Annotated in this window: 18 protein-coding genes, 2 tRNA genes and 3 rRNA genes; 7 read left to right on the plus strand and 16 right to left on the minus strand. The window is 44.5% G+C overall.

The genetic code is table 11. The features are described 5' to 3' along the window. Positions 1-123: 123 nt before the first annotated feature. A complete protein-coding gene (locus tag DLE54_RS10815; protein WP_110817146.1) occupies positions 124-1014 on the plus strand; it encodes a CBS domain-containing protein in 891 nt (296 codons plus the stop codon). Beyond that, positions 1004-2044, plus strand: coding sequence for a patatin-like phospholipase family protein (locus DLE54_RS10820; protein ID WP_110817147.1), 1041 nt, complete (start codon positions 1004-1006; stop codon positions 2042-2044). Before DLE54_RS10815 ends, DLE54_RS10820 begins: the two co-directional genes overlap by 11 nt. Positions 2045-2130: 86 nt before the next feature. Here DLE54_RS10820 and DLE54_RS10825 read toward each other — a convergent pair whose 3' ends face one another. Next, positions 2131-2703, minus strand: coding sequence for a hypothetical protein (locus tag DLE54_RS10825; RefSeq protein WP_011961461.1), 573 nt, complete (start codon positions 2701-2703; stop codon positions 2131-2133). A 298-nt stretch (positions 2704-3001) separates the two neighbouring features. Here DLE54_RS10825 and argA point away from each other — a divergent pair, with 298 nt between their 5' ends. Then, complete coding sequence (gene argA / locus DLE54_RS10830) at positions 3002-4324, plus strand: amino-acid N-acetyltransferase (protein WP_011961462.1); 1323 nt, start codon at positions 3002-3004, stop codon at positions 4322-4324. Between the two features lie 97 nt (positions 4325-4421). Here argA and DLE54_RS10835 read toward each other — a convergent pair whose 3' ends face one another. Beyond that, positions 4422-5180, minus strand: coding sequence for an FKBP-type peptidyl-prolyl cis-trans isomerase (locus DLE54_RS10835; RefSeq protein WP_110817148.1), 759 nt, complete (start codon positions 5178-5180; stop codon positions 4422-4424). Between the two features lie 648 nt (positions 5181-5828). On the opposite strand from DLE54_RS10835, the gene DLE54_RS10840 reads away from it, so the two are divergent. Then, positions 5829-7406: a mechanosensitive ion channel gene (locus DLE54_RS10840; protein WP_011961464.1), complete on the plus strand. Its 1578-nt coding sequence runs from the start codon at positions 5829-5831 to the stop codon at positions 7404-7406. A 188-nt stretch (positions 7407-7594) separates the two neighbouring features. Next, the gene (locus DLE54_RS10845) at positions 7595-8272 is read left to right on the plus strand and encodes an SDR family NAD(P)-dependent oxidoreductase (protein WP_011961465.1); all 678 of its coding nucleotides are present in this window, start codon (positions 7595-7597) and stop codon (positions 8270-8272) included. 62 nt (positions 8273-8334) lie between these two features. On the opposite strand, the gene DLE54_RS10850 is transcribed toward DLE54_RS10845, so the two are convergent. The 4 genes from DLE54_RS10850 to DLE54_RS10865 form a co-directional block, all read right to left on the minus strand. Further along, positions 8335-9441, minus strand: coding sequence for an RNA-guided endonuclease InsQ/TnpB family protein (locus DLE54_RS10850; RefSeq protein ID WP_110817149.1), 1107 nt, complete (start codon positions 9439-9441; stop codon positions 8335-8337). Positions 9442-9641: 200 nt separating this feature from the next. Then, complete coding sequence (locus DLE54_RS10855; RefSeq protein ID WP_110817150.1) at positions 9642-10307, minus strand: 1-acyl-sn-glycerol-3-phosphate acyltransferase; 666 nt, start codon at positions 10305-10307, stop codon at positions 9642-9644. A 71-nt stretch (positions 10308-10378) separates the two neighbouring features. Next, positions 10379-12268, minus strand: a complete 1890-nt coding sequence (gene parE, locus DLE54_RS10860) for a DNA topoisomerase IV subunit B (protein WP_110817151.1) — start codon at positions 12266-12268, stop codon at positions 10379-10381. A 141-nt stretch (positions 12269-12409) separates the two neighbouring features. Next, positions 12410-13036 (minus strand): YqiA/YcfP family alpha/beta fold hydrolase, encoded by a 627-nt coding sequence (locus tag DLE54_RS10865; protein WP_110817152.1) that lies wholly within the window; start codon positions 13034-13036, stop codon positions 12410-12412. 198 nt (positions 13037-13234) lie between these two features. Between DLE54_RS10865 and DLE54_RS10870 the strand changes: the two genes are divergently transcribed. Continuing rightward, complete coding sequence (locus DLE54_RS10870; protein ID WP_041773368.1) at positions 13235-13501, plus strand: DUF1289 domain-containing protein; 267 nt, start codon at positions 13235-13237, stop codon at positions 13499-13501. A 52-nt stretch (positions 13502-13553) separates the two neighbouring features. On the opposite strand, the gene DLE54_RS10880 is transcribed toward DLE54_RS10870, so the two are convergent. The 7 genes from DLE54_RS10880 to DLE54_RS10910 all read right to left on the minus strand — a co-directional run bounded on the left by DLE54_RS10880 (position 13554) and on the right by DLE54_RS10910 (position 21431). Continuing rightward, complete coding sequence (locus tag DLE54_RS10880) at positions 13554-14660, minus strand: RNA-guided endonuclease InsQ/TnpB family protein (protein ID WP_110817153.1); 1107 nt, start codon at positions 14658-14660, stop codon at positions 13554-13556. 175 nt (positions 14661-14835) lie between these two features. Next, positions 14836-14949, minus strand: a 5S ribosomal RNA gene (gene rrf / locus DLE54_RS10885). A 163-nt stretch (positions 14950-15112) separates the two neighbouring features. Beyond that, positions 15113-17965, minus strand: a 23S ribosomal RNA gene (locus tag DLE54_RS10890). Positions 17966-18285: 320 nt separating this feature from the next. Next, positions 18286-18361: transfer RNA gene (locus DLE54_RS10895), tRNA-Ala, on the minus strand. Between the two features lie 86 nt (positions 18362-18447). Next, a tRNA-Ile gene (locus DLE54_RS10900) sits at positions 18448-18524 on the minus strand. A 61-nt stretch (positions 18525-18585) separates the two neighbouring features. After that, positions 18586-20120 (minus strand): 16S ribosomal RNA (locus tag DLE54_RS10905). Together the 16S, 23S and 5S rRNA genes with 2 tRNA genes alongside form the textbook arrangement of a ribosomal RNA operon. 675 nt (positions 20121-20795) lie before the next feature. Further along, complete coding sequence (locus DLE54_RS10910; protein ID WP_110817154.1) at positions 20796-21431, minus strand: DNA glycosylase; 636 nt, start codon at positions 21429-21431, stop codon at positions 20796-20798. Positions 21432-21738: 307 nt separating this feature from the next. On the opposite strand from DLE54_RS10910, the gene upp reads away from it, so the two are divergent. Next, a complete protein-coding gene (upp, locus tag DLE54_RS10915; RefSeq protein ID WP_110817155.1) occupies positions 21739-22377 on the plus strand; it encodes a uracil phosphoribosyltransferase in 639 nt (212 codons plus the stop codon). A gap of 116 nt (positions 22378-22493) precedes the next feature. On the opposite strand, the gene DLE54_RS10920 is transcribed toward upp, so the two are convergent. The 3 genes from DLE54_RS10920 to DLE54_RS10930 all read right to left on the minus strand — a co-directional run bounded on the left by DLE54_RS10920 (position 22494) and on the right by DLE54_RS10930 (position 24641). Beyond that, a complete protein-coding gene (locus DLE54_RS10920) occupies positions 22494-23165 on the minus strand; it encodes a hypothetical protein (protein ID WP_227535263.1) in 672 nt (223 codons plus the stop codon). Between the two features lie 38 nt (positions 23166-23203). Next, a complete protein-coding gene (locus tag DLE54_RS10925; RefSeq protein ID WP_110817157.1) occupies positions 23204-23689 on the minus strand; it encodes an acyl-CoA thioesterase in 486 nt (161 codons plus the stop codon). A 73-nt stretch (positions 23690-23762) separates the two neighbouring features. Continuing rightward, positions 23763-24641: a uroporphyrinogen-III synthase gene (locus DLE54_RS10930; protein ID WP_110817158.1), complete on the minus strand. Its 879-nt coding sequence runs from the start codon at positions 24639-24641 to the stop codon at positions 23763-23765. Positions 24642-24704 lie beyond the last annotated feature (63 nt).

Raw genomic sequence — 24704 nt, forward strand, 5'->3', positions numbered from 1 at the left:
CAAATAAGCTCACAGGGATAATACAAAATAGACGAGAAAATAGTAGCCTTGGGCGTTGAATATAAATGCACCTTGGGATAAAGTGAGAGCAACTAAATAACCATACGAGGTGATACTCCCCCCATGTCTGATGACAATTCTGGCACAACCAGCTGGTCCATGCGCGGCTTAAAGCGCTGGCTTCATACTGCCCCCGAAACCCGGGACGAGCTGATAAAATTGGTCCAAAACTCACGCCAGTTTTTAGAAGCCGATACCGTAGATATGCTGGAAGGGGTGCTTGACCTACCCGCCACGCAAGTTCGTGAGATTATGACCCCGCGTCCTCAAGTCGAGGGAGTTCGTGAGCATGATACTCTAGGCGATATTATGGACATGATCATGGAGACCAGTCATTCACGCTATCCGGTGTTTGACAGTCAAGATGATGATGCCGTCATTGGTATCTTATTGGCCAAAGACCTAATTCCTTTGCTGGTCAACATGATTCGTCAAGATGAAGATGCAGATACTTCTTTTCGCCTAAAGTCATTGATCCGTCAACCTTTATATATCAGCGAAACCGCACGCTCTGACACGCTGTTGCGCTCACTACAGCGTACTCAAGTGCACATGGCTGTTGTGGTCGATGAGTTTGGTAACATGGTGGGCGTGGTCACGATGGAGGACTTGCTCGAAGAAATCGTCGGTGACATTGTTGATGAGCACGATGACTTTGAAGAAGACAGTGACATCAATAACATCATTCCTCACCCCGAAAAACCCAATACTTGGATTGTTCAGGCCTCAACCCTCATTGAAGACTGCAATGAAGAGCTAAATGCTAATTTTGATGACACCGACGTTGATACCATGGGCGGGCTAGTCATGCAGGAGCTGGGCTATGTGGGCGACTTAGAAGGTGAAAGCGTGACTACTCAAGGCTGGCACATCTCCATCATTGATGTGGAAGGACGCTTTATCAAACTGCTTGAATTAACCCCCGTGGCTGAAGACTTATACAATGAGGACTAGAGCTGGCTTGCCTTTTAATGGCCAAAAGACCGGCTTAACCTGTGTAGCGGTCATGGCCTCTACGCTGCTGTTGAGCGCTTGTCATACCTCATCTGTCGCTTCTGGCAAATCTGGCCAACATGTAGCGACGTCTACTGCCTCTGCCCCAACCATCGCTTTGGTATTAGGTGGCGGCGGCGCTAAGGGATTTGCTCATGTAGGTGTGATTAAAGCTTTGGAGGCCAATAACATTCACCCAAACTTGGTGGTAGGCACCAGCGTCGGTAGCTTTGTGGGCAGTCTTTATGCCAGTGGTAAATCTGCTGCCGAACTTGAGCGCATTGCCCGCACTACTGCAGACAGCGAGCTGACCGACTTTACCTTAGCTTATCAAGGTATCATCGAGGGCAACAAGCTGCGTGATTTTGTCAATCTACAGGTCAATAATCAGCCCATTGAAGCCTTTCCCATTCGCTTTGGCGCAGTGGCGGCTGAAAAGCACAGCTTAGCTAAGACCGTATTTACCCAAGGTGAAGCTGGACTTGCTGTACAGGCCTCAAGTAGTGTCCCTAATGTATTTATTGCTCCCCGTATTCCTGATCCTAAGACGTCAGGCATCGTGGGTAAAAAATATATCGACGGCGGGGTGGTCAGTATCGTACCCGTGGATAGCGCCAAAGCACTGGGTGCAGATATTGTAATTGCGGTGGATCTACAAATAAATAAAAATAAAAACACCTCTCCATCGGGTATCAAAGATGCCAACCGCAGTCTGTGGTCATTAATTGAACAAGGCTATAATAGCTATCTTAATAGCAGTGCTAAAGACTCAGCCACTCAAGCTTACCGTCAACACTATGCGGCGATTAATGAGGCAGAAATAGGCCGTGCTGATGTGGTCATTCGCCCTGATGTAGCGACTATCAGTGCCATTACCACCTTAGATCGCGAAAAAGCCATTGCTGCTGGCGCTGCTGCCACCGAGCAAAACTTGCCAGCCATCCGCGCAGCGATTGCTAAGGCTCACGTGCAATATCGGCTCAATAATTGACACGCAATCTTTGCCATTGAATAAGCCCAAATTGAAAAACCCACTATCATATTGATAGTGGGCTTTTTTTATACAATAAACTGTGTTTATTTTACGATGGCGCGATATTTAACCACCGCAGTTTCATTAATACCCAAGCCTTCTATGGTCCAGCGTAAGTTCTTATAGTACTCAAGTGGCACATCTTGCATTTGGCCATTAATACTACCACGCAGTGGCATATGACTAAAGTTGGTGCCGTCGATACTGGCAGAGGCTGTATCGGGTGATACTTGACCGACGAGCTTCACCTCTTCTGGAATAGTCATGGTCACATCCATTTTACGCATACGGTCTTTACCGGTGTTGGTAAAATAGCTGTGGTACTCAATCACATTGCCTTTTTGTAGGCGAGTATTGGCATCAATAGGCTTCAAAGTAGGCTGACCTTGAGCATCCACACTAACTAAGGCGGCCACAGTCTTAGACACAACTTGATTCGCCTGGGTAGCTTGCATGGCGGCGGCATTGGCTTGATTGCTTGGGCTGCTCATTTCAGGCTCTGGTGTGGGTAACATAGCTTGAGCGCTTACGCTACCTGCCAATAGCATTGAGCCAATGGCCATACTGCCGGCAAGCTTTGTGACCAATTTAGAGGAAGTTGATGCATAAAATTTCATAAAATACGTATCCTTTTGAAGTGGGGTGATAAACAAGGGTTAAATAAAGTCAGCCATTAGGTAGTAAGCGCCGCAGTGTCTTTGCTGTTGTTATTATCTTTATGATTTAAAAATACTGCAAACTTACAGTATAAGGACATAAATCGATAGTATGCGACAAATTCACGTAATTATCTGTATTAAGTCAGTTGCCTCAGTCTTACACCTAAAATAAAGATAGCCCAAGTTGGCATTTTTTGCTATCGTAAAAGCGTTTATTTCATTCCCTTATGCCTTAAGCCTATTGTGATATTTTCATATGATTGATACTGCTATGCCAAAAATAACGCCAGACTATGTTCATTGGTTTCGAAACTCAGCTCCTTATATCAATACCCATAGAGGCAAAACGTTCGTCATTATGTTTGGCGGCGAAGCTGTAAACCATCCTAATTTTAGCAATCTTATTCATGACTTTGCGTTACTGCACAGTCTAGGTATTAACTTAGTCTTAGTGCATGGTGCACGGCCCCAGATTGAGAAGAACTTAGATAAATTGGGTATAGACTCTCCACTACATAAAGACATTCGAGTCACGCCGCGCGAAGCCATGCCCGCCATTTTAGAAGCTGTGGGTGCGATTCGCTTACAGATCGAAGCTCAGCTTTCGATGGGCCTTGCCAACTCCCCCATGTATGGCTCACGCATCGATGCTGTCTCAGGCAACTTCGTTACTGCCAGACCTTATGGTGTCCGTGATGGCGTTGATTATCAAATGACCGGCGAAGTGCGCTCCATTGATGTTGAAGCCATCAAAAACAATCTTATTCACAATCATATCGTCATCCTAGGCTCAATGGGCTACTCGGCCACCGGCGAAGTATTTAACTTACTTGGAGAAGATGTGGCGCTTAAAGCGGCCGTTGCACTCAATGCCGATAAGCTGATTTTCTTAGGTAATGAGACGGGAATTAATGAAGAGGGTCGTTTGCTACACGCTATGATCCCTAATGAAGTGGACCGCTTCTTACGTGATCGTGACTTGGACCGTGAGATTTATTACTTCTTATACTGCGCCGCTCAAGCTTGTCGTGCCGGTATCCACCGTACACACATCATCTCGTATGCTGAAGATGGGGCACTGCTAGAGGAGCTGTTTACTCGTGATGGCTCAGGCACACTCATTAGCCATGACCCTTATGAAGAGATTCGCCGTGCCACCATTGATGATGTGGTAGGCTTAATTGAGCTGCTCTCCCCTCTTGAGGAACAAGGCATTTTAGTCCAGCGTTCACGTGAGCGCTTAGAGCAGGAGATTGAGCTGTATAGTGTGATCGAGCGCGATGGTATGATCTTGGGCTGCGCAGCCTTGCATCCCTTAGATGACGAGTCAGCAGAAGTGGCGTCCATTGCCATTCACCCAGATTATCGTAATGGCAGTCGTGGTGCAGATTTGCTCGCCTTTTTAGAGCAGCAAGCTCGCAGTCATGGTCTGCACAACCTATTTGCGTTGACCACCCGTACCGCACACTGGTTTGTGGAGCAAGGTTTTATCGAAGTGAGCGCAGATCAATTGCCTGAGCCACGCCGCACCGCCTATCACAATGGTCGTAATTCAAAAGTATTCCAAAAAAGACTGTAGCACTATTTTGCTACGACTGTAGACCATAAAAAATACCTGCTAATTAGCAGGTATTTTTTTGATGATTTTTGAAATTGTCAAATCTGCCAATTATTAATTATTGTGCAGGCTGCTCAGGCATTTTTGGATTTACCTCAATCATCTGCACTTTAAAGATTAAAGTGCTGTTAGGATCGATGCCTGAGTTACCGGTTTCACCATAAGCCAGATCAGCTGGGATATACAATTCATACTCACCGCCTTCTTTCATCAGCTCTAGACCTTCTGTGAAGCCAGGAATCATGCCTTCAACAGGGAATACTACCGGCTCACCGCGGTCATACGAGCTGTCAAATACTGTGCCATCTAGCAATTTGCCTTCATAGTTAATTTTAACCATATCGCTGGCAGTTACTGATTTTCCAGTACCTGGCTTGATAACTTTATACTGCAATCCTGATTTGGTGGTTTGAACGCCTTCTTTTTTAGCATTTTCGGCTAAGAACTTGTCACCAGCGGCTTTATTAGTGACGGCGTCTTTTTTCATCTTTTCCATCATTTCAGTTTGTTTCTTTTCTTCGTACTTAGCCATGACCTCCTGCATTTGCTCTTTGGTCAAAGCTGCTTTTTTATCGCCATAAGCATCACGAAAGCCCATTTCGAAGGTATCGAGATTTAAGTCATTCAACGACTCTTTATAACTCTCTGCTGTGGCATAGCCAATGCTGTAGCCTACTTTTTCAAGCTCAGAGCTTTTTTCAGTTACGGTAGTGCTTGAGCTGCTTTGGTCAGCTTTGTTGCCATTATTAGCACAGCCAAAAGCTAAGGTGCTCACTAAAGCTACTGCTAAAAACTTAGGAACCATTACTTTTTTCATAAATAAACTCTATTGTTAATTAAAATTATTGTCTGCTAAATCTGGTTATTATTTATACGCTGTCAGCATCTACACAGGCCAAGGTGTCTTTAAGGGTTTAAACCAATAAGCCCCTCTAATTTTCATTGACTCACAAAGTTATGAGTCATTCGACATTTAGTGCTTCGCATAATAAAGTGCTTCGCATAATAATAGGCGTAATAATATCAAAAATGGCAATTAATCACCATATAACTAAGTTAACATGCTAAAGTATTGTATAGTAAATGTTAATAAATGCTAAATATGTCACACCTTCTCACATATATCTAAACTAATATTAAAAATAGCTATTTATTATTACTGGTTATTCCGATAAAGTGACATCGTAAGCTGTCACTTTTTTATAGTGAACGTAACTACTGACAGCTTCTTATCTAAGATATAGGTTAGTTTTTTTTAGAAATAAATTTAACTAAAGTAGTTAACCTAATTTTTGCAGCCTTAAGATTGTCAAAAATAAAATAAGTTATCTTATTGATTTTCTTATAAGTAGCAGATAAAAATACTATTAAACTAACCTTTTTAGATAGACAAACTTAAAAATACAAAAGTATATTAGGGTCATCTTTAGATCCACTTATTGAATTACATTACAGGAGAAACAGCATGGACAACATGTTTGTTTGGTTTAATAGCAATCTAGGCGGACCAATCGGCTCGATTATCGCAGCCATTTTGGTATTCGTTATTGGTTGGTTAATTGCTATGGCACTGGCTGGTGTTGTACGCAACTTACTGGCCCGTGTTAATTTAAACCAACGTATGAACACCTCAACAGGTAAAGCTTACGACCTTGAAAACATAATTTCTAAGGTCGTTTTTTGGTTTATCTTCTTAATGGCAATCTCAGGCGCATTAAGTATGTTGAGCCTAAATGCCATTTCAGCCCCATTTGCTAATATGATTGACAACGTACTGTCATTTATTCCCACCTTACTAGGCGCTGTGATTATTGGCGTGATTGGTTGGGTCGTGGCGACAGTGGCACGTACCGCTATCAACACCGCTTTATCTAAGACCACTCTTGATGAAAGACTAAGTGCACAAGCGGGCGTTCAACCTATGAGCAGCACCATTGCTGATATGGTTTACTGGGTTATCTTGCTGTTTGTACTCGTTATTGTATTAGGCCAGCTACAATTAGATGGCTTATTTGCCCCATTAACCAACATGCTAAATAAAGCAGTAAGTTACATCCCGAACCTATTTATGGCAGGTGTGGTGTTCTTTGTGGGTTATATCGTGGCAAAAATTGTCCGTGGTATCGTAACTAATATGGTTACCAGCTTAAACCTACAAGGTTTTGCTGAGAAAGCCGGTATTAGTAATAATCGTGAAAATAGCTTACCTAATATCGCCGGTTCATTGGCGTTCTTATTGGTCATTATTCCAACCACGATCATAGCTTTAGATGCCCTAAACATCGAAGTTATCTCGCGTCCAGCGACTAATATGCTGAACAAAATTATGAGCGCGCTGCCGAATGTCTTTACTGCAGCAGCCATTTTAATCATCACCTACTACATCATGAAAATGGTCGCGAATGTGGTTAAAGGCTTGCTTGAAAACACCACAGTTAATGCCCTGCCTGCCAAGGTTGGTCTAGACAGTGCTATGGGTAAAACCCAAGTTTCAGACCTTGTTGGCCATGCTATCATCTTCTTTGCTATGTTATTTGCAGGTATCTTAGCTGCAGACTTACTAGGCTTTGGGCAAATCAGTGGCATCATCACTATGTTCATTGCTTTTGGTGCTGACATTATCTTAGGCGCTGTTATTTTGTTCATCGGTTTCTGGTTAGCCAACATCATCGCTGGTGTGGTTGAGCGTTCTGATAAAGGATCACAATTTTTAGCCAATATCGTTCGTGTTCTTATCATGGGCCTTGTGCTTGCGATGGGTCTAAAAGCGATGGGGATTGCCGATTCTATTGTTAACCTTGCCTTTGGTCTTACTTTGGGTGCTGTGGCTGTTGCCTTTGCCCTATCGTTCGGTCTTGGTGGTCAAGAGGCTGCTGCTCGCTTCTTACGTAAGCTACAAGACAAGGCAGAAACTGAAGCTGAAAAAGCGAAAGTTGAAAAAGCCATTGCTGATACTGCTAAACAGACAGATAAAGAGCCTTCAATCACTACTGTTTCAGGTGATGAGCCTTCAATTCCTAATGTGGATGTGGATAACAAATAACAGCTAACGACTAGCTGTCATTGTCTCTAATCTCAAAAAAGCAGCCTTTTATAGGCTGCTTTTTCTATGCCCCGAATAAGTGTAATTTTTACACTTTGCCAGCCTTATTATTGAAGGTTGCTATAAAGGCTAAATCTTGTCAAAATCATAAACACGAAAAACTTTTAAATAAAATAAGGCCAACTCTTATGAAGCGTTTTAATGATAAAGCCGTTATCGTGACTGGAGCTGATTCAAGCCTGGGCCGAGTCACTGCTATGAAACTGGCCAGAGAAGGCGCTAATGTGATCTTAGTAGGCAGTAACAGCAAGGTATTACAATATATAGCAGCAGACTTGCCAGAAGACCATACTTGGATCAATTCAGGCAATCACTTAGCCATTACCTATCGTCTAGACCAGGCCACACCGTCAGATGAGCTGGTTACTCACGTTTTACAAAAGTATCAAAAAATCGATGTTTTAATTAATATAAATACCTCGCTGCCTTTGGAGGGCAGCTTAGTGCAAGCGTTAGCCCAATCTAAAGGCAGTGTAGTTAATGTTGGCTTACTGTCGGACAATAGCAGTGAGTGGAGTCTTCACGATTATCAGCAACAAAACCATCAGCTAGCTGAAAACACTAAGCAGCTGGCATTAACGCACAGTACGAACGGTATACGTGTCAATGCGGTAAATGTAGGGCTAACAGCTGACGATCGTAATAGTCATGACAGCCGTCAGCTGTTTTTACAGCACAGTCCTTTAGGCGACCTTGTCAGCTTAGAGGACGCCTCTGAGGCCATTACTTTTTTAGCCAGTGAAGAGGCCCGTATGATTACTGGTGTCACCTTACCAGTCGATGGGGGATTAAGCTTAACCTATTAGATTATGCGTGATAAGTGAAGATAAGCAGTTGCTAGCTGTACAGCCTTGACTTCCTCCCCTCGCTAAACCGAGGGGATCCCTACAACTAGACGGTCAAGCCCGACCGCAAGGATGTTCTTAGCAGCATTGATATCTCTATCATGCCATGTGCCACACTCAGCACACCTCCATCCTCTTATTCCAAGACCTGCTCTACCGCTCAAGCTACTATCACTTATTTTAAGACAGCACGAACAGGTTTGGGTAGTGTAACTCTCATTTACTATCTCAAGCTGACAACCTGCATACTTGCATTTATATTCCAGTTGTCTTTTGAGTTCAAACCATCCTGCATCGTATGTCGATTTAGCTAGGTTGGTCATCGAATTAGTGAATGAGCGTGATTTAATATCACCAACCAAAATTAAGGCATTATCCTTGACTAATTGGGTGGTGAATTTGTGTATGGCATCTAATCTTGAGTTTTTGATCTTGGCATGGATTGCTTTGACTCGCTGTGTGTTTTTCGCTCTTTGAGCTATTGCAAGCTTTTTAGCCCACTTTTGCGTTTGTTTGGTTGTCAGCTTGTCACCGTTTGAGGTGGTAGCAGACTGCTTTAAGCCTAAGTCAATACCAACGCTGCCTTTGCCACTTGCTTGTCTAGGAAAGTCTTTGACGGTAATACAGGCATACCAACGATGACGGCTGTCTTGCACTATCTCAAGCGTATTGATTTGATACAAAGACAAATTGTAGCTATCGAATACGTCTATGATAAGCTTTTGACCTTTACAGAGCGATAGCTGTATGGTTGATTTAAGTGTTTTCTTCCCCGTTTGTCTGGTATGTAGATACTTGATGGCAGATTTTTTAAAAGGTATCCAGCCAAGTGATTTACGTTTGGCATCGGGTCGGTTGGTTCGCCAATTTAGTTTGGCTTTTTTAAACTGTTTACGAGATTTGGCCTGAGTTTCGTTGATGGCTTGCAAAGTTTGCGAGTGTAAGCCTAAATACTCACCACTGCCTTTGGTGTATTGGCTTAAATCATAGGCCCAAAAGTACTTACCTGTGCGTCTTAAATGCTCAAAGCTTAACGCATTAACATAGTTCCACGCATAGTTAACACTCCCAGCTAGTTTGTTTAGCTGGTTTGCATGTTTGTCTTTGATGCGTAGCTTGAGGGTTTTCATAGGGTCAGTATGGCGAGGTTAATTTTAACTTGCAATACTTTAAGTACTAATCACGACAGTGTGTGTCGCCTTATATCCACCCCCTGAAGTGGGTGGTTTTACGGCGACCGGTGATAAAAAAACCGCTTTAATTGAACTGAACCCCAAATCTTGGACGGTTTAGTTCATAATAAACGGTTTTTTATCATTAAAATTTACTGCTATTTGTTAATATCCTGCAGGGGTTTTGACATCTTCTCAGGGTGTTTGGGCACTACTCCTTTGTATTGCTCTACGATTTTGAGCACATCTTTTTCATAATCACCCGTGGTATAGACCGGCGTTAAGAAGCGAACCTCTTTGCTCTTATAGTCCATAGCGACTGGCACGATAGGAACCTGAGCACCATCGGCAATATAATAAAACCCAGTTTTCCAGCTATCGGTATAGTCTCGAGTACCTTCAGGTGATAATCCTAAGTACATCGATTTACTGGATTTTAACTTATGGATACTGGCGTGTAGCACCGTACCCTTTTTGCTGCGATCAATAGGAATAATACCCGCCCATTTAAAGAAGCTCGCCAATACTGGATACTTAAATAAACTGTCTTTTCCCATGATATTAATGTCTAAGTCTAACCCCAGCACCAAAGGTATGGCGTATAGTCCATCAAAATTTGAGGTGTGCGGTAAAGCCAAAAAGACCGCCTTTGGTACATTAGGAATCTCACCGACTGCCCGCCAACCCATAAGTTTAAACAGAGCACGGGCAATAGGTGGTGCAACGCTTCCGCCACGCCTAGGTACCTTATCTCCTAGGTCTTTATGCGTCAGTCGCTTGAATTTAGCCACTGCTGTGTTTTTTGAAGTGTCAGTGTTAGACATTAAACTGCATCCCTACATTTCTAGATTTATTTATTATCGCGGTTGGTTTCGTTCACTAAGTGCTGATATGCTTACACCATAATCTCAGCAAGATCTCCCTTGCTCTCTAACCACGTTTTACGATCACCGGCTCGTTTTTTGGCCAATAGCATATCCATCACACTATTGGTTAGCTGCATGTCATCCATATCTAATTGTACCAATCTTCGCGTATCTGGGTTCATGGTAGTCTCACGCAGCTGCTCGGCGCTCATTTCGCCCAGACCTTTAAACCGGGTGATTTGTGGTTTTTTATTGCCAGGTACATTACTTAAGATATGCTCAAGCTCACTTTCATCCAGCGCATAATGCACCTCTTTACCGATATCAATTCTATATAAGGGCGGCATAGCCACAAACAAATGCCCTGCATCGACCAAAGCTGGGAAGTGCTTCACAAACAGCGCACAAATAAGTGTGGCAATGTGTAGTCCATCTGAATCAGCATCGGCCAAGATACATACCTTATCGTAACGCAGCTCTGATAAATCATCTGATGCCGGGTCCACACCAATAGCAATGGCGATATCATGGATCTCACGACTTGAAAGTACTGTATCAGGTGAGACCTCCCAAGTATTTAAGATCTTACCTCTTAATGGCAAAATCGCTTGAAAATGTCGATCACGTGCTTGCTTAGCACTCCCCCCAGCTGAGTCACCCTCAACTAAAAACAGCTCAGCACCATCTCGCACTCCACCACGGCAGTCAGCTAATTTACCAGGTAGCGCTGGGCCTTGCGTGATTTTTTTGCGCGCCACTTTTTTGGCCGATTTTAAACGTCTGCCTGCTTTAGAAATAGCGAGCTCAGCAATTTGCGCTCCTAAATCAGCATGTTGGTTTAACCATAAGCTAAAAGCATCTTTGGCCTGAGCCTGCACCGCACCTGCTGCTTCTCGACTAGATAAACGCTCTTTTGTCTGCCCTGAGAACTGTGGCTCTGAGAACTTCAGCGATAAGATGTAGTTAACCCCATCCCACACATCCTCACCGGTCAGTTTAACATTACGCGGCAGTAAGTTATGAATTTCACAAAACTCACGTAAGGCTTCTAAAATACCGGTACGCAGACCATTAACATGCGTGCCGCCTTGGGCAGTCGGAATCAAGTTAACATAACTTTCTTGAATTGGTGTGCCACCTTCGGGCAGCCATGACAAAGCAAAGGTTACCCCTGAGCGCTCCCCTTCTTTTGCTTCATAAGAAAAATAAAACGGCTCTGGTGGTAGTGTTTCTAGGCCATCAAGCTGTTCGTTTAGGTATTCAACGACCCCATCAGCAAACTGCCAGACCACTTTATCATTATTAATCTCATCGAAGAATTCAATAGTCAGACCAGCTGCTAATACCGCTTTGGCCTTTAGGTTATGCTTAAGTTGCTTTACGCTAAATTTGGGAGTGTCAAAAAAGGATTCATCCACCCAAAAACGAACTTTCGTCCCTTTTTTGCGCTTATTAGAGCTCACAGACTCAACCAACTCAGTGACCGGCGCCCCATTTTCAAAGGCAATATCATATTGGCTACCATCACGCCAAACGGTCACCTCTACACGTTTAGATAAGGCATTCACTACTGAGATGCCTACCCCATGCAATCCCCCGGAAACTTGGTAGTTGCTGGTATTAAACTTACCCCCAGCATGCAAGCGAGTTAAGATGATTTCAATACCTGTTTGCTTGAATTCAGGATGAATATCAGTGGGCATACCGCGTCCATCATCTTCCACAGATAACGAACCATCATTGTGCAGTTGTACTTTGATAATCTTAGCATGGCCCGCTAAGGCTTCATCCACTGAGTTATCGATCACCTCTTGCGCAAGGTGATTGGGCCGTGTGGTATCGGTATACATACCAGGGCGACGACGGACCGGCTCAAGCCCTTCTAAGACTTCGAGCGATTGGGCGGTATAGTTACTCACAGTGATATCCTTTGCTTGATTCAGCCTTTAATTATTACCTATATTATACCCAATATCGTGCACCTAATGGGTGATGTATAGAGATTAGCGACTGTGTTAACGACAGCAGGTGACGCAAAGAAAACAAGTCAGTAAGGTAAGTTACGCAAGAGACTGCAGATGACTCATAATCATAGGTAACTGTTGCTCAAAATCTGTCATGCGATGATCGCCTCCAGACTGTAAATCAACCGTCACTCCTTGGGCTTGATAAAAATCGGCCGCAACTTGAGGATTTAGGAGTTCATCGCCTTGCTTAATCACGACGAATAATTTCTCAGGATGAGTTATCTGCTGTAGCTTGTGCGCGTTAAACCAATCTAAATCTTTTAAAGTCATCGCCCAGCCACCAGTGGTTCGGTAAATCACCGTATCAGCACCATCATCACACGCAATACCATCTACCACGTGGTCATCAACGAAGCGCTGTAAGCTAATATGCGGCTGAGTACTGGGGTTTAACAATACCGCTGGGCAAGCTGTCTTATTACTGACTAGAGTGGCAAAATAGCCACCTAACGAGCTACCCATTACTACTACCTTATCATCCGCTTCCTTAGCTTGTTGTAGCAGCTCACATAGTCGAGCAAACACCTTATCAGGAGATTCATTCAAGTCAGGTCTAATAACCTGAATATCGGCATGATGATTGTTGCAGTATTTTTGGAGCAACATCCCCTTAACTGAATTAGACCGGCTGTCTAAACCATGTATATAAATGATCTTCATAGATGTTTATCCTTTTACTTTTTATGTTTTAATGAAGATTATCACGAAAGAAACCACTAGGGGAATCATGCTAAAATTGATAAAACACTAAAAGGTTATTCTATATTGGCTCCGCTTATAGCTCATGGTCTCTTCAACCTCAAAGTTACGTCTTAAGCTTCACAATATCATATCTTCGGCAGGGGCGAGGTGATACTCATGTTCGACCAAATAGAGCTCTTTGCTATTGAAAATCCCTGTATTGGCGTCTGTCAAAGCAATAAAAAAGGTTATTGCTTTGGGTGTCTGCGCAGCCGGACAGAGCGTCAATTGTGGCTCCAGATGACGGATGAACAAAAGCGTGAGGTGCTAAGGCTTATTATAGGGCGCAAAAAAAGAATAGAGCAAATGCGCCTACGCCAGCGTGAACAAATGGAACTAGACTTTGGTTCAGCAGAAGAGCTGCATTATTTATTTGATAATTAGCTACGGCAAACTATTACAATAAATGGCTTATAGTTTTGACTTCCTCCCCTCCCTAAAGTGAGGGGATTCCTACAGCTAGACGGTCAAGCCCGACCGCAAGGATGTTCTTAGCAGCATTGATATCTCTATCATGCCATGTGCCACACTCAGCACACCTCCATCCTCTTATTCCAAGACCTGCTCTACCGCTCAAGCTACTATCACTTATTTTAAGACAGCACGAACAGGTTTGGGTAGTGTAACTCTCATTTACTATCTCAAGCTGACAACCTGCATACTTGCATTTATATTCCAGTTGTCTTTTGAGTTCAAACCATCCTGCATCGTATGTCGATTTAGCTAGGTTGGTCATCGAATTAGTGAATGAGCGTGATTTAATATCACCAACCAAAATTAAGGCATTATCCTTGACTAATTGGGTGGTGAATTTGTGTATGGCATCTAATCTTGAGTTTTTGATCTTGGCATGGATTGCTTTGACTCGCTGTTTGTTTTTCGCTCTTTGAGCTATTGCAAGCTTTTTAGCCCACTTTTGCGTTTGTTTGGTTGTCAGCTTGTCACCGTTTGAGGTGGTAGCAGACTGCTTTAAGCCTAAGTCAATACCAACGCTGCCTTTGCCACTTGCTTGTCTAGGAAAATCTTTGACGGTAATACAGGCATACCAACGATGACGGCTGTCTTGCACTATCTCAAGCGTATTGATTTGATACAAAGACAAATTGTAGCTATCGAATACGTCTATGATAAGCTTTTGACCTTTACAGAGCGATAGCTGTATGGTTGATTTAAGTGCCTTTTTGCCCGTTTGTCTGCTACGTAGATACTTGATAGCAGACTTTTTAAAGGGTATCCAGCCTAGGCTTTTGCGTTTGGCATCAGGACGATTGGTTCGCCAATTTAGTTTGGCTTTTTTAAATTGTTTACGAGATTTGGCATGAGTTTCGTTGATGGCTTGCAAAGTTTGCGAGTGCAAGCCTAAATACTCACCACTGCCTTTGGTGTATTGGCTTAAATCATAGGCCCAAAAGTACTTACCTGTGCGTCTTAAATGCTCAAAGCTTAACGCATTAATATAGTTCCACGCATAGTTAACACTCCCAGCTAGTTTGTTTAGCTGGTTTACGTGTTTGTCTTTGATGCGTAGCTTGAGTGTTTTCATAGGGTTAGTATGGCGAGGTTAATTTTAACTTGCAATACTTTAAGTACTGGTCACGACAGTATGTGTCGCCTTATATCCACCCCCTGAAGTGGGTGGTTTTACGGCGACCGGTGATAAAACCCCCTGCAAAGGAAAAAGCCCCCATTCGGATGAATGGGGGCTTTTAGGTATAGGGAGCTGACGATGACCTACTCTCACATGGGCGAACCACACTACCATTGGCGCGACGATGTTTCACTTCTGAGTTCGAGAAGGGATCAGGTGGTTCCATCGTGCTATTGTCGTCAGCAAAGGGGGTATAGATATGAGTTGGTTAAGGGTAAGCTTAACTTTGATTTGACTATTATATCAAGAACCTGAATCAAGTCACTGTTTATAAGTGATTATTTATAAATGATTATCAGGGTGATATCGAAATAATTATAGCTTATACAAAACCACTTGGGTGTTGTATGGTCAAGCCAAACGAGCAATTAGTACAGGTTAGCTACACGCATCACTGCGCTTCCACACCCTGCCTATCAACGTCCTAGTCTTGAACGGCTCTTAAGGGAAATCTAATCTTGAGGTTGGCTTCCCGCTTAGATGCTTTCAGCGGTTATCCAATCCGAACGTAGCTACCGGGCAATGCCATTGGCATGACAACCCGAACACCAGCGGTTCGTCCACTCTGGTCCTCTCGTACTAGGAGCAGATCCTCTCAAATTTCCAACGCCCACGGTAGATAGGGACCGAACTGTCTCACGACGTTCTAAACCCAGCTCGCGTACCTCTTTAAATGGCGAACAGCCATACCCTTAGGACCTGCTTCAGCCCTAGGATGAGATGAGCCGACATCGAGGTGCCAAACACCGCCGTCGATATGAACTCTTGGGCGGTATCAGCCTGTTATCCCCAGAGTACCTTTTATCCGTTGAGCGATGGCCCTTCCATACAGAACCACCGGATCACTAAGACCTACTTTCGTACCTGCTCGACTTGTGGGTCTCGCAGTTAAGCGCGCTTTTGCCTTTATACTCTATGAACGATTTCCGACCGTTCTGAGCGCACCTTCGTACTCCTCCGTTACTCTTTAGGAGGAGACCGCCCCAGTCAAACTACCCACCATACATTGTCCTCGGTATTGTTATACCTGAGTTAGAACCCCAACATGACCAGGGTGGTATTTCAAGGATGGCTCCACAGATACTGGCGTATCTGCTTCAAAGCCTCCCACCTATCCTGCACAAGTCAGGTCAAAGTTCAATGTAAAGCTGTAGTAAAGGTTCACGGGGTCTTTCCGTCTAGCCGCGGGTACACAGCATCTTCACTGCGATTTCGATTTCACTGAGTCTCTGCTGGAGACAGCGCTGCCATCATTATGCCATTCGTGCAGGTCGGAACTTACCCGACAAGGAATTTCGCTACCTTAGGACCGTTATAGTTACGGCCGCCGTTTACTGGGGCTTCGATCAAGACCTTCGCATACGCTAAGCCCATCAATTAACCTTCCAGCACCGGGCAGGCATCACACCCTATACGTCCACTTTCGTGTTTGCAGAGTGCTGTGTTTTTAATAAACAGTTGCAGCAGCCTGGTATCTGCGACTGTCAATAGCTTACACCGCAAGGGTTTCACCATCGACAGCGTACCTTCTCCCGAAGTTACGGTACCATTTTGCCTAGTTCCTTCAGCAGAGTTCTCTCAAGCGCCTTGGTATTCTCTACCTGATCACCTGTGTCGGTTTAGGGTACGATTCGTTTATGACTATAGTTTAGAAGCTTTTCCTGGAAGCATGGTATTTGCCACTTCGCTGTACAAGTACAGCTTGCTATCAGATCTCAGTATTAACAGCCCGGATTTGCCTAAGCCGTCTACCTACATCCTTCCACCTGGACAACCATCGCCAGGCTGGCATAACCTTCTCCGTCCCTCCATCACATCATAAACAAGTATCGGAATATTAACCGATTTCCCATCGACTACGCCTTTCGGCCTCGCCTTAGGGGTCGACTCACCCAGCCCCGATTAACGTTGGACTGGAACCCTTGATCTTCCGGCGTGCGAGCTTTTCACTCGCATTATCGTTACTCACGTCAGCATTCGCTCTTGTGATACCTCCAGCATACCTTACGATACACCTTCACAGGCTTACACAACGCTCCCCTACCACTTGAAACAATTTTCAAATCCGCAGCTTCGGCTCCTAGTTTGAGCCCCGTTACATCTTCCGCGCGGGCCGACTCGACTAGTGAGCTATTACGCTTTCTTTAAAGGATGGCTGCTTCTAAGCCAACCTCCTAGCTGTCTATGCCTTCCCACTTCGTTTCCCACTTAACTAGGAATTTGGGGCCTTAGCTGGCGGTCTGGGTTGTTTCCCTCTCCACGACGGACGTTAGCACCCGCCGTGTGTCTCCCGGATATTACTCATCGGTATTCGGAGTTTGCATCGGTTTGGTAAGTCGGTATGACCCCCTAGCCGAAACAGTGCTCTACCCCCAATGGTATTCGTCCGAGGCGCTACCTAAATAGCTTTCGGGGAGAACCAGCTATCACCGAGTTTGATTAGCCTTTCACCCCTATCCACAAGTCATCCCCTGGCTTTTCAACGACAGTGGGTTCGGTCCTCCGGTGCCTGTTACGGCACTTTCAACCTGCTCATGGATAGATCACTCGGTTTCGGGTCTATACCCTGCAACTAGACGCCCTATTAAGACTCGGTTTCCCTACGGCTCCCCTAACGGTTAACCTTGCTACAGAATATAAGTCGCTGACCCATTATACAAAAGGTACGCGGTCACACCTCAAGGGTGCTCCCACTGCTTGTACGCACACGGTTTCAGGTTCTATTTCACTCCCCTCACAGGGGTTCTTTTCGCCTTTCCCTCACGGTACTGGTTCACTATCGGTCAGTCAGGAGTATTTAGCCTTGGAGGATGGTCCCCCCATCTTCATACAGGATTTCTCGTGTCCCGCACTACTTAATATGCTTCATTATATGTTTCGAATACGGGGCTATCACCCACTATGGCCAGTTTTCCCACACTGTTCTTCTACATATAAATCCGTCGGCTCCTCCCCGTTCGCTCGCCGCTACTAGGGGAATCTCTATTGATGTCTTTTCCTAAGGGTACTGAGATGTTTCACTTCCCCTCGTTCGCTTCCTAATAAATTAGGATACCTAGCTTACGCTAAGTGGGTTTCCCCATTCAGAAATCTCCGGATCACAGGATATTGCCGCCTCCCCGAAGCTTATCGCAGGCTGTCACGTCTTTCATCGCCTCTGACTGCCAAGGCATCCACCATGTGCGCTTAATTACTTGACCATACAACCCCAAAGGGTCTTTAGTCTGTAATTATAACGATATCACCTTGATAATTTACGCTTGATTCAGTTCTCTTTACTTTGTAACCAACCCCTTGGGATAACAACTGATGTCATTAAAAGGTTGGTTACTGGTTAGACAATGGCTCAGTGAATGATTCATCGTCTAACCATATTACAACTCATATCTATGTTTTTAAATAGTAATAACGTCTTCATCAGATCGTCATATTTTCTCTGTATAAAACAGAAGTAAGTAATCGTTTTATCAATTGCTTAATTCTGGCTTATATCTTTTCACTCTTAAATCTGTATCCAATATGGTGGAGCCAAGGAGAGTCGAACTCCTGACCTCCTGCGTGCAAGGCAGGCGCTCTACCAACTGAGCTATGGCCCCTGAGAAGCGTATATAAATGTGCTGGGAGCACATTTTAGCTTCGCAAGAGAGAATCTGTGATTCTCTAGTGCTTTCCGTATTATAAGTGGTGGGTCTGATAAGACTTGAACTTATGACCCCCGCGTTATCAACACGGTGCTCTAACCAGCTGAGCTACAGACCCTTAAGAGCTTGCTAAATCAAAGAACAACTTGTTGTGAATTCTTGCTGACCGGATGCGTCAATAAGGAGGTGATCCAGCCGCAGGTTCCCCTACGGCTACCTTGTTACGACTTCACCCCAGTCATCGACCACACCGTGGTGAGCGCCCTCTAAAAGTTAGGCTACCCACTTCTGGTGCAATCAACTCCCATGGTGTGACGGGCGGTGTGTACAAGGCCCGGGAACGTATTCACCGCGGCATTCTGATCCGCGATTACTAGCGATTCCGACTTCATGGAGTCGAGTTGCAGACTCCAATCTGGACTACGATAGGCTTTTTGAGATTCGCATCACATCGCTGTGTAGCAGCCCTCTGTACCTACCATTGTAGCACGTGTGTAGCCCTGGTCGTAAGGGCCATGATGACTTGACGTCGTCCCCGCCTTCCTCCAGTTTGTCACTGGCAGTATCCTTAGAGTCCCCGGCCAAACCGCTGGTAACTAAGGAAAAGGGTTGCGCTCGTTGCGGGACTTAACCCAACATCTCACGACACGAGCTGACGACAGCCATGCAGCACCTGTATTCTAATTCCCGAAGGCACTCCCGCATCTCTGCAGGATTCTAGATATGTCAAGACCAGGTAAGGTTCTTCGCGTTGCATCGAATTAAACCACATGCTCCACCGCTTGTGCGGGCCCCCGTCAATTCATTTGAGTTTTAACCTTGCGGCCGTACTCCCCAGGCGGTCTACTTATTGCGTTAGCTGCGTCACTAAGGAATCAAGTTCCCCAACGACTAGTAGACATCGTTTACGGCGTGGACTACCAGGGTATCTAATCCTGTTTGCTACCCACGCTTTCGAACCTCAGTGTCAGTATGATGCCAGGAGGCTGCCTTCGCCATCGGTATTCCTTCAGATCTCTACGCATTTCACCGCTACACCTGAAATTCTACCTCCCTCTCACCTACTCTAGCCTAACAGTATCAGATGCAGTTCCCAGGTTAAGCCCGGGGATTTCACATCTGACTTATTAAGCCACCTACGCTCGCTTTACGCCCAGTAATTCCGATTAACGCTTGCACCCTCTGTATTACCGCGGCTGCTGGCACAGAGTTAGCCGGTGCTTATTCTGCAGCTAATGTCATCGTCTATGGGTATTAACCATAGAGTCTTCTTCACTGCTTAAAGTGCTTTACAACCAAAAGGCCTTCTTCACACACGCGGCATGGCTGGATCAGGGTTGCCCCCATTGTCCAATATTCCCCACTGCTGCCTCCCGTAGGAGTCCGGGCCGTGTCTCAGTCCCGGTGTGGCTGATCATCCTCTCAGACCAGCTACAGATCGTCGCCTTGGTAGGCCTTTACCCCACCAACTAGCTAATCCGACTTAGGCTCATCCAATAGCGAGAGCGCAAGCGCCCCCTTTTCCCCGTAGGGTGTATGCGGTATTAATTCGAGTTTCCCCGAGCTATCCCCCACTACTGGGCAGATTCCTAAGTATTACTCACCCGTCCGCCGCTCGTCAGCAAGAAGCAAGCTTCTCCTGTTACCGCTCGACTTGCATGTGTTAAGCCTGCCGCCAGCGTTCAATCTGAGCCATGATCAAACTCTTCAGTTTAATCTTGCTATGAAGCTCTTTAAAGAAGCTTCTAAACTTGGCTCATTCAATACTAGCAAATTGCTTTTCCGTATGTTTCATATAATGAATTAACTTCGAGTTTTTCTGCTATTAAAGAATGATAATTTTTATAGTTAGTCACTTACCCGAAAAGAGTAAGCCCCAACTTTAATTTTTAGCATCCTAAATCAGCAAAAATCCACACAAGTTGTTCTTTGATTTTAGCTTTTAAATAGTTGACTTATTACGTCGTCCGTATTAAGTTAATCACACTAAGAGAAGTTTAAGCAATTTGCTTTCCTACTTAGCGAGCTATCCAGTATACCATCAATTCGGTATGTGTCAAGCTTTTGTTTTAATTCGTTTCATCAGGTAACAATCTCTAAATCTTATTGATTATCAATCCCGCTGTCCCGATGAGGTGCGTATTATAGACGCTTTATTTTCTTAGTCAAGGGCTTTTTTCGTTTTATTTGATTTTTTATCGTTTGGTGTATTACCAATCTTATTTTAACCAAATCCACTAAAGTGCTTCCTTAACAGGAGATAAAGTATACTAGACTCTAGAAGATTAAGCAAACAGCCTGAGTTAATTTTATTAATAAAATCAAAATTTTGACATAGCCCACTCTCTTTTCATCTTATCTATGCGCTGGTTTTTCTGTCCACTAGCGATTAGAGCTTCCCCATCGCTTGGAAGAAATCCCGATAAGCGGCTACTTTTTTATCTAAAGCCAGTGGATACGCACGAGAGGTCGATGGCAACCTATATAAAGTAAGCTGACGCCCACCATAGTTATAGTCTATATGCTGATTGGTTTTGGGCATCTTAGATTTAGGAATAGCTTTGCCTTGCTCTTGCGCTAATAAGTCCATCAGGATTTCTGTCGCTTTACCGCCAGTGGTAAATAGTACGTCAACTTTTGGAACTTGGTTCAATACCTGCTTTAAATTGACCGCTTCTACAATGGTTAAGTCCTTATCTGCAGCATTACCTTGCTCACGGATGGCTTTTTTTACGGTGGGACACGAGGCAATAGCGTGCTGACTCAAAAAATCCTTAATACGCTCAGGATCAAAGCGCTTCTCATCGCCCACACGAAAGTAGTCTGCATCATCAAAAAACACCCGGCCATATATACGCCACATATCATTATAGAAGTTAGGATAATGAAATGGCATCGCCCACTTATCTTGGGTTGGTGGAAAAGTTCCCATCATCATGATAGTAGCATTGCTGGGTAGCACTGGCTTAAAGGGATGACTCTCTATAGGCAGCTCTTTCAAATGGTTTTCTCTTGTCGAACTCAAGGGATTAGCTCCTTATTTTGTCTCTTGTTATTTTTTTAAAATCAACGTGATTATTACTTTTTATTTCACTGGATAAGTACTTGAGTTTTAAATAGTGTTTTTAAAATAGCTTGTAACATAGAGTATCTGAACTACGAAGTCTGTCAGTTGCTTTTGTTTTATTGGTATAATTGTTTTGTTAACTGCATTCCATATGTTTGGGTGCAGCATTTTTTTATCCAATTTATATTGTCACCTGTATCCCCTTGATACTCTCCCCTAAATTCAAGCCCGCTGTTCCCACACAGACGATGCTCAAAGAGGTTTTATGAACAGTTTAAACATAGAAATTATTAAACACCCTTTAGTGCGCCACAAGCTGAGCTTAATGCGTGCCAAAGACTGTAGTACTTATAAATTCCGCACCTTAACCAGCGAACTTGCTCGCTTAATGGCCTATGAAGCGTGCCGTGACTTTGAAATCGAAGAATTCGCTATGCAGGGCTGGGATAATACAGAGATTACCGGTGAGCAAATTGTTGGTAAAACTGTGACAATCGTACCTATTCTACGTGCCGGCCTTGGTATGTTAGATGGTGTGCTCGACTTAATCCCGACTGCCAAAATCTCTATGGTGGGTTTGCAGCGTGATGAAGAGACACTACAGCCTGTACCATTTTTTGAAAAGCTAGTGGCTGATGTCGATAAGCGTCCTGCGCTGATTATCGATCCGATGTTGGCCACTGGTGGCTCGATGGTAGCTACTATTGATATGCTTAAGAAAAAAGGCTGCTCTACGATTAAGGCATTAGTATTGGTTGCAGCGCCTGAAGGCGTACGTTTGGTAAACGAAGCGCACCCAGACGTGAAGATTTATACCGCCTCTTTAGACAGTCACTTAAATGAAGATGGCTATATCATCCCAGGTCTTGGCGATGCAGGTGATAAGATTTTTGGTACTAAATAAGTGTTTATAACCAACCATCAAAAGCTATCGAGTCATTAGCCATAACTCGCTATTTGCCATAACCAACTACTGGCGATAATGAGCCAATAATCATAGCAAGTAGCGAGGGCAACAGCTTAGCTTATGCGATAATGCCTAATCAGATATTGCCTGTCTGATTGGGCATTTTTTTTGATCGCGTCCTCTTTGACCAACACCAACTGAGTGAAATCTAAAATCATCACATCATTGCGTCGTCCATCTCGAGTGCGCTTATTGTGCTTGATGGCAAAGGCTTTGACCTTATCAGACTGGGCTGTGATGAGGTTAATAATGATTGGATCGGTGGCTTTGGTTTTGCTATAAGATCGCAGTGCCTGCTGCAAGGCTTGATACGGATTCACAGTCGCAATGAGCAGTTTTTCTTGACGTACGCTCTTAGGCAGCACACCACCAAACAATAACACTTGTCCCACAGGTAACCGCTGAGTATGGCGCATCAGCTCATAGCGAAGCAGCTCGGGCATATCGGTATTAAATACATCTTCGTTTTGACGATAAAAGGCGCTGAAGCTGCGCTGTATATAACGTCCAAATACAGTAAAGTTCACCCAGTCTTGGTAGTGGGCATTGTGCTGTAGATGCTGACTAAACTGCTGCTGTGCTTGGGTAATACTCTCATCACTCGAGGCATCTGTTAAATCCGAGTTTTGTAATAACACCGCGATAAGCGCTTGTGCACTCTTAAAGCTTTTGTCTTGCCACAACAGTGGATATAGGCTCTCATCCAATAAAGGTAAAGCTGGCACAAGTTGTGTTGGGGGGCGTTTGACAAATAAAGAAAACATCAGATTTGGGGACTGTGGCCGGCAGCCTTTTCAAAGCCCAATATATTGCTGCGCTCGGTCGTCGACCAAGGCAGCTTCTTTGTACCCTCTTTATTTAGACGCACCAGCACTGACTCTCCTGTGGCCACTAAAGCTTGCTGAGCGGTACTAAAGTAAGCGTATTCCATAATAATACTGGTATTACCTAGCTTCTTAGTACGCACGCCGATTAACAAAGTATCTGGGAATACCACAGGCTTTAAATAAGTACAGCTCGACTGCGCCAATACGGTCGTCACCTCATTACTAAAAGCGCCCAGCTCATTAAGATAATTGATACGAGCCGACTCCGCATATCGATAATAGACCACGTTGTTGACATGATTAAAGGCATCCATGTCATTCCAGACCACATTTTGCACATAAATACTGCCAAAGCCGGCTAAAGCTTCAGGCGGCTTAACATGCTCGCTTAAAAATTCACTGCTAGAAACGCTCTGGCTCATGGTAATAAACAATCCTTATGCAATTGGCTGACTCATGGGGTGAAACAAGACTGCCAGTAATTTTAAATTAACCTCAAGATAAATTAGAATACAGAGCGCTAACCCCGCGCCACACCTCAGATGTATCCAAATTCTCAATACGCACGCAGTTTAGTTGTAGCTGGTTTAAGGTATCCGTTAAGCGCTTTCCAAAGGTCAGATAGTTAAAATCATTTAATTGATAGTTAGGCACGGTCTTATCTGATATCTCATCTATCGAAGCCATCAGCAAGCGCCAATTAGTAAACGCTTCACCACTGCTGATTAGTACCAAAGGCTTGTGCTTAGAGTTAGCGTCTGGGTTATCTAATGGGCTGATGTGTAAGCTATTTAGGCCATTTAAGTTAATTGCATCCGGCAATCTCGCTACTTCCGACAAACCCAGCTGTGGCAGCAGCTGCTTAAAATCATGCTCAGCCTGTGGTGGGCATTGGCGCTGATACCAAGCAATGGCATCGACACCCACGCCATTTTCTTGCAAAAAATTCACCAAAACTCGGCGGCCACCTCTGCCTCGCCAGACCAAAATACGATTACCCACCCCCAAGCGGTTCAGCTGAGGCATAAGCATCATACCTTCATTGCTGTACTCTACAGGACAATGCACTTGCCAGCCGGCAACGCGTAACACCTCGGCTGTGGCATGGCCTACCGCAATCACCGCACAGCGAGGAACAAAGCCTACCGGACACGCCGCCAGTCCCATACGAGCCGCAGTGGGACTGACCACTACCAAAGCCTGATATTGATCTGGCTGCTGATAAAAATGCTGTTGATATTGCTGCTCTCTTTGGCCAATCTCAATCGCTGTCAACTCAAGCAGCGGCAGTTCTAGTACCGTCAACCCTTTATCTTGCATGGCCTGCGTTAATGGCTGCGCACGTTCGATGGGACGGGTATTGATAAAAATCATAGCACCCCTTTAAGTGAGGTCATTTAAAGTTCAAGCAAATGGCGCCTAAGTTGGCAACACCCC

Origin of the sequence: Psychrobacter sp. YP14, assembly GCF_003209315.1 — a bacterium.
GTDB lineage: Bacteria > Pseudomonadota > Gammaproteobacteria > Pseudomonadales > Moraxellaceae > Psychrobacter > Psychrobacter raelei.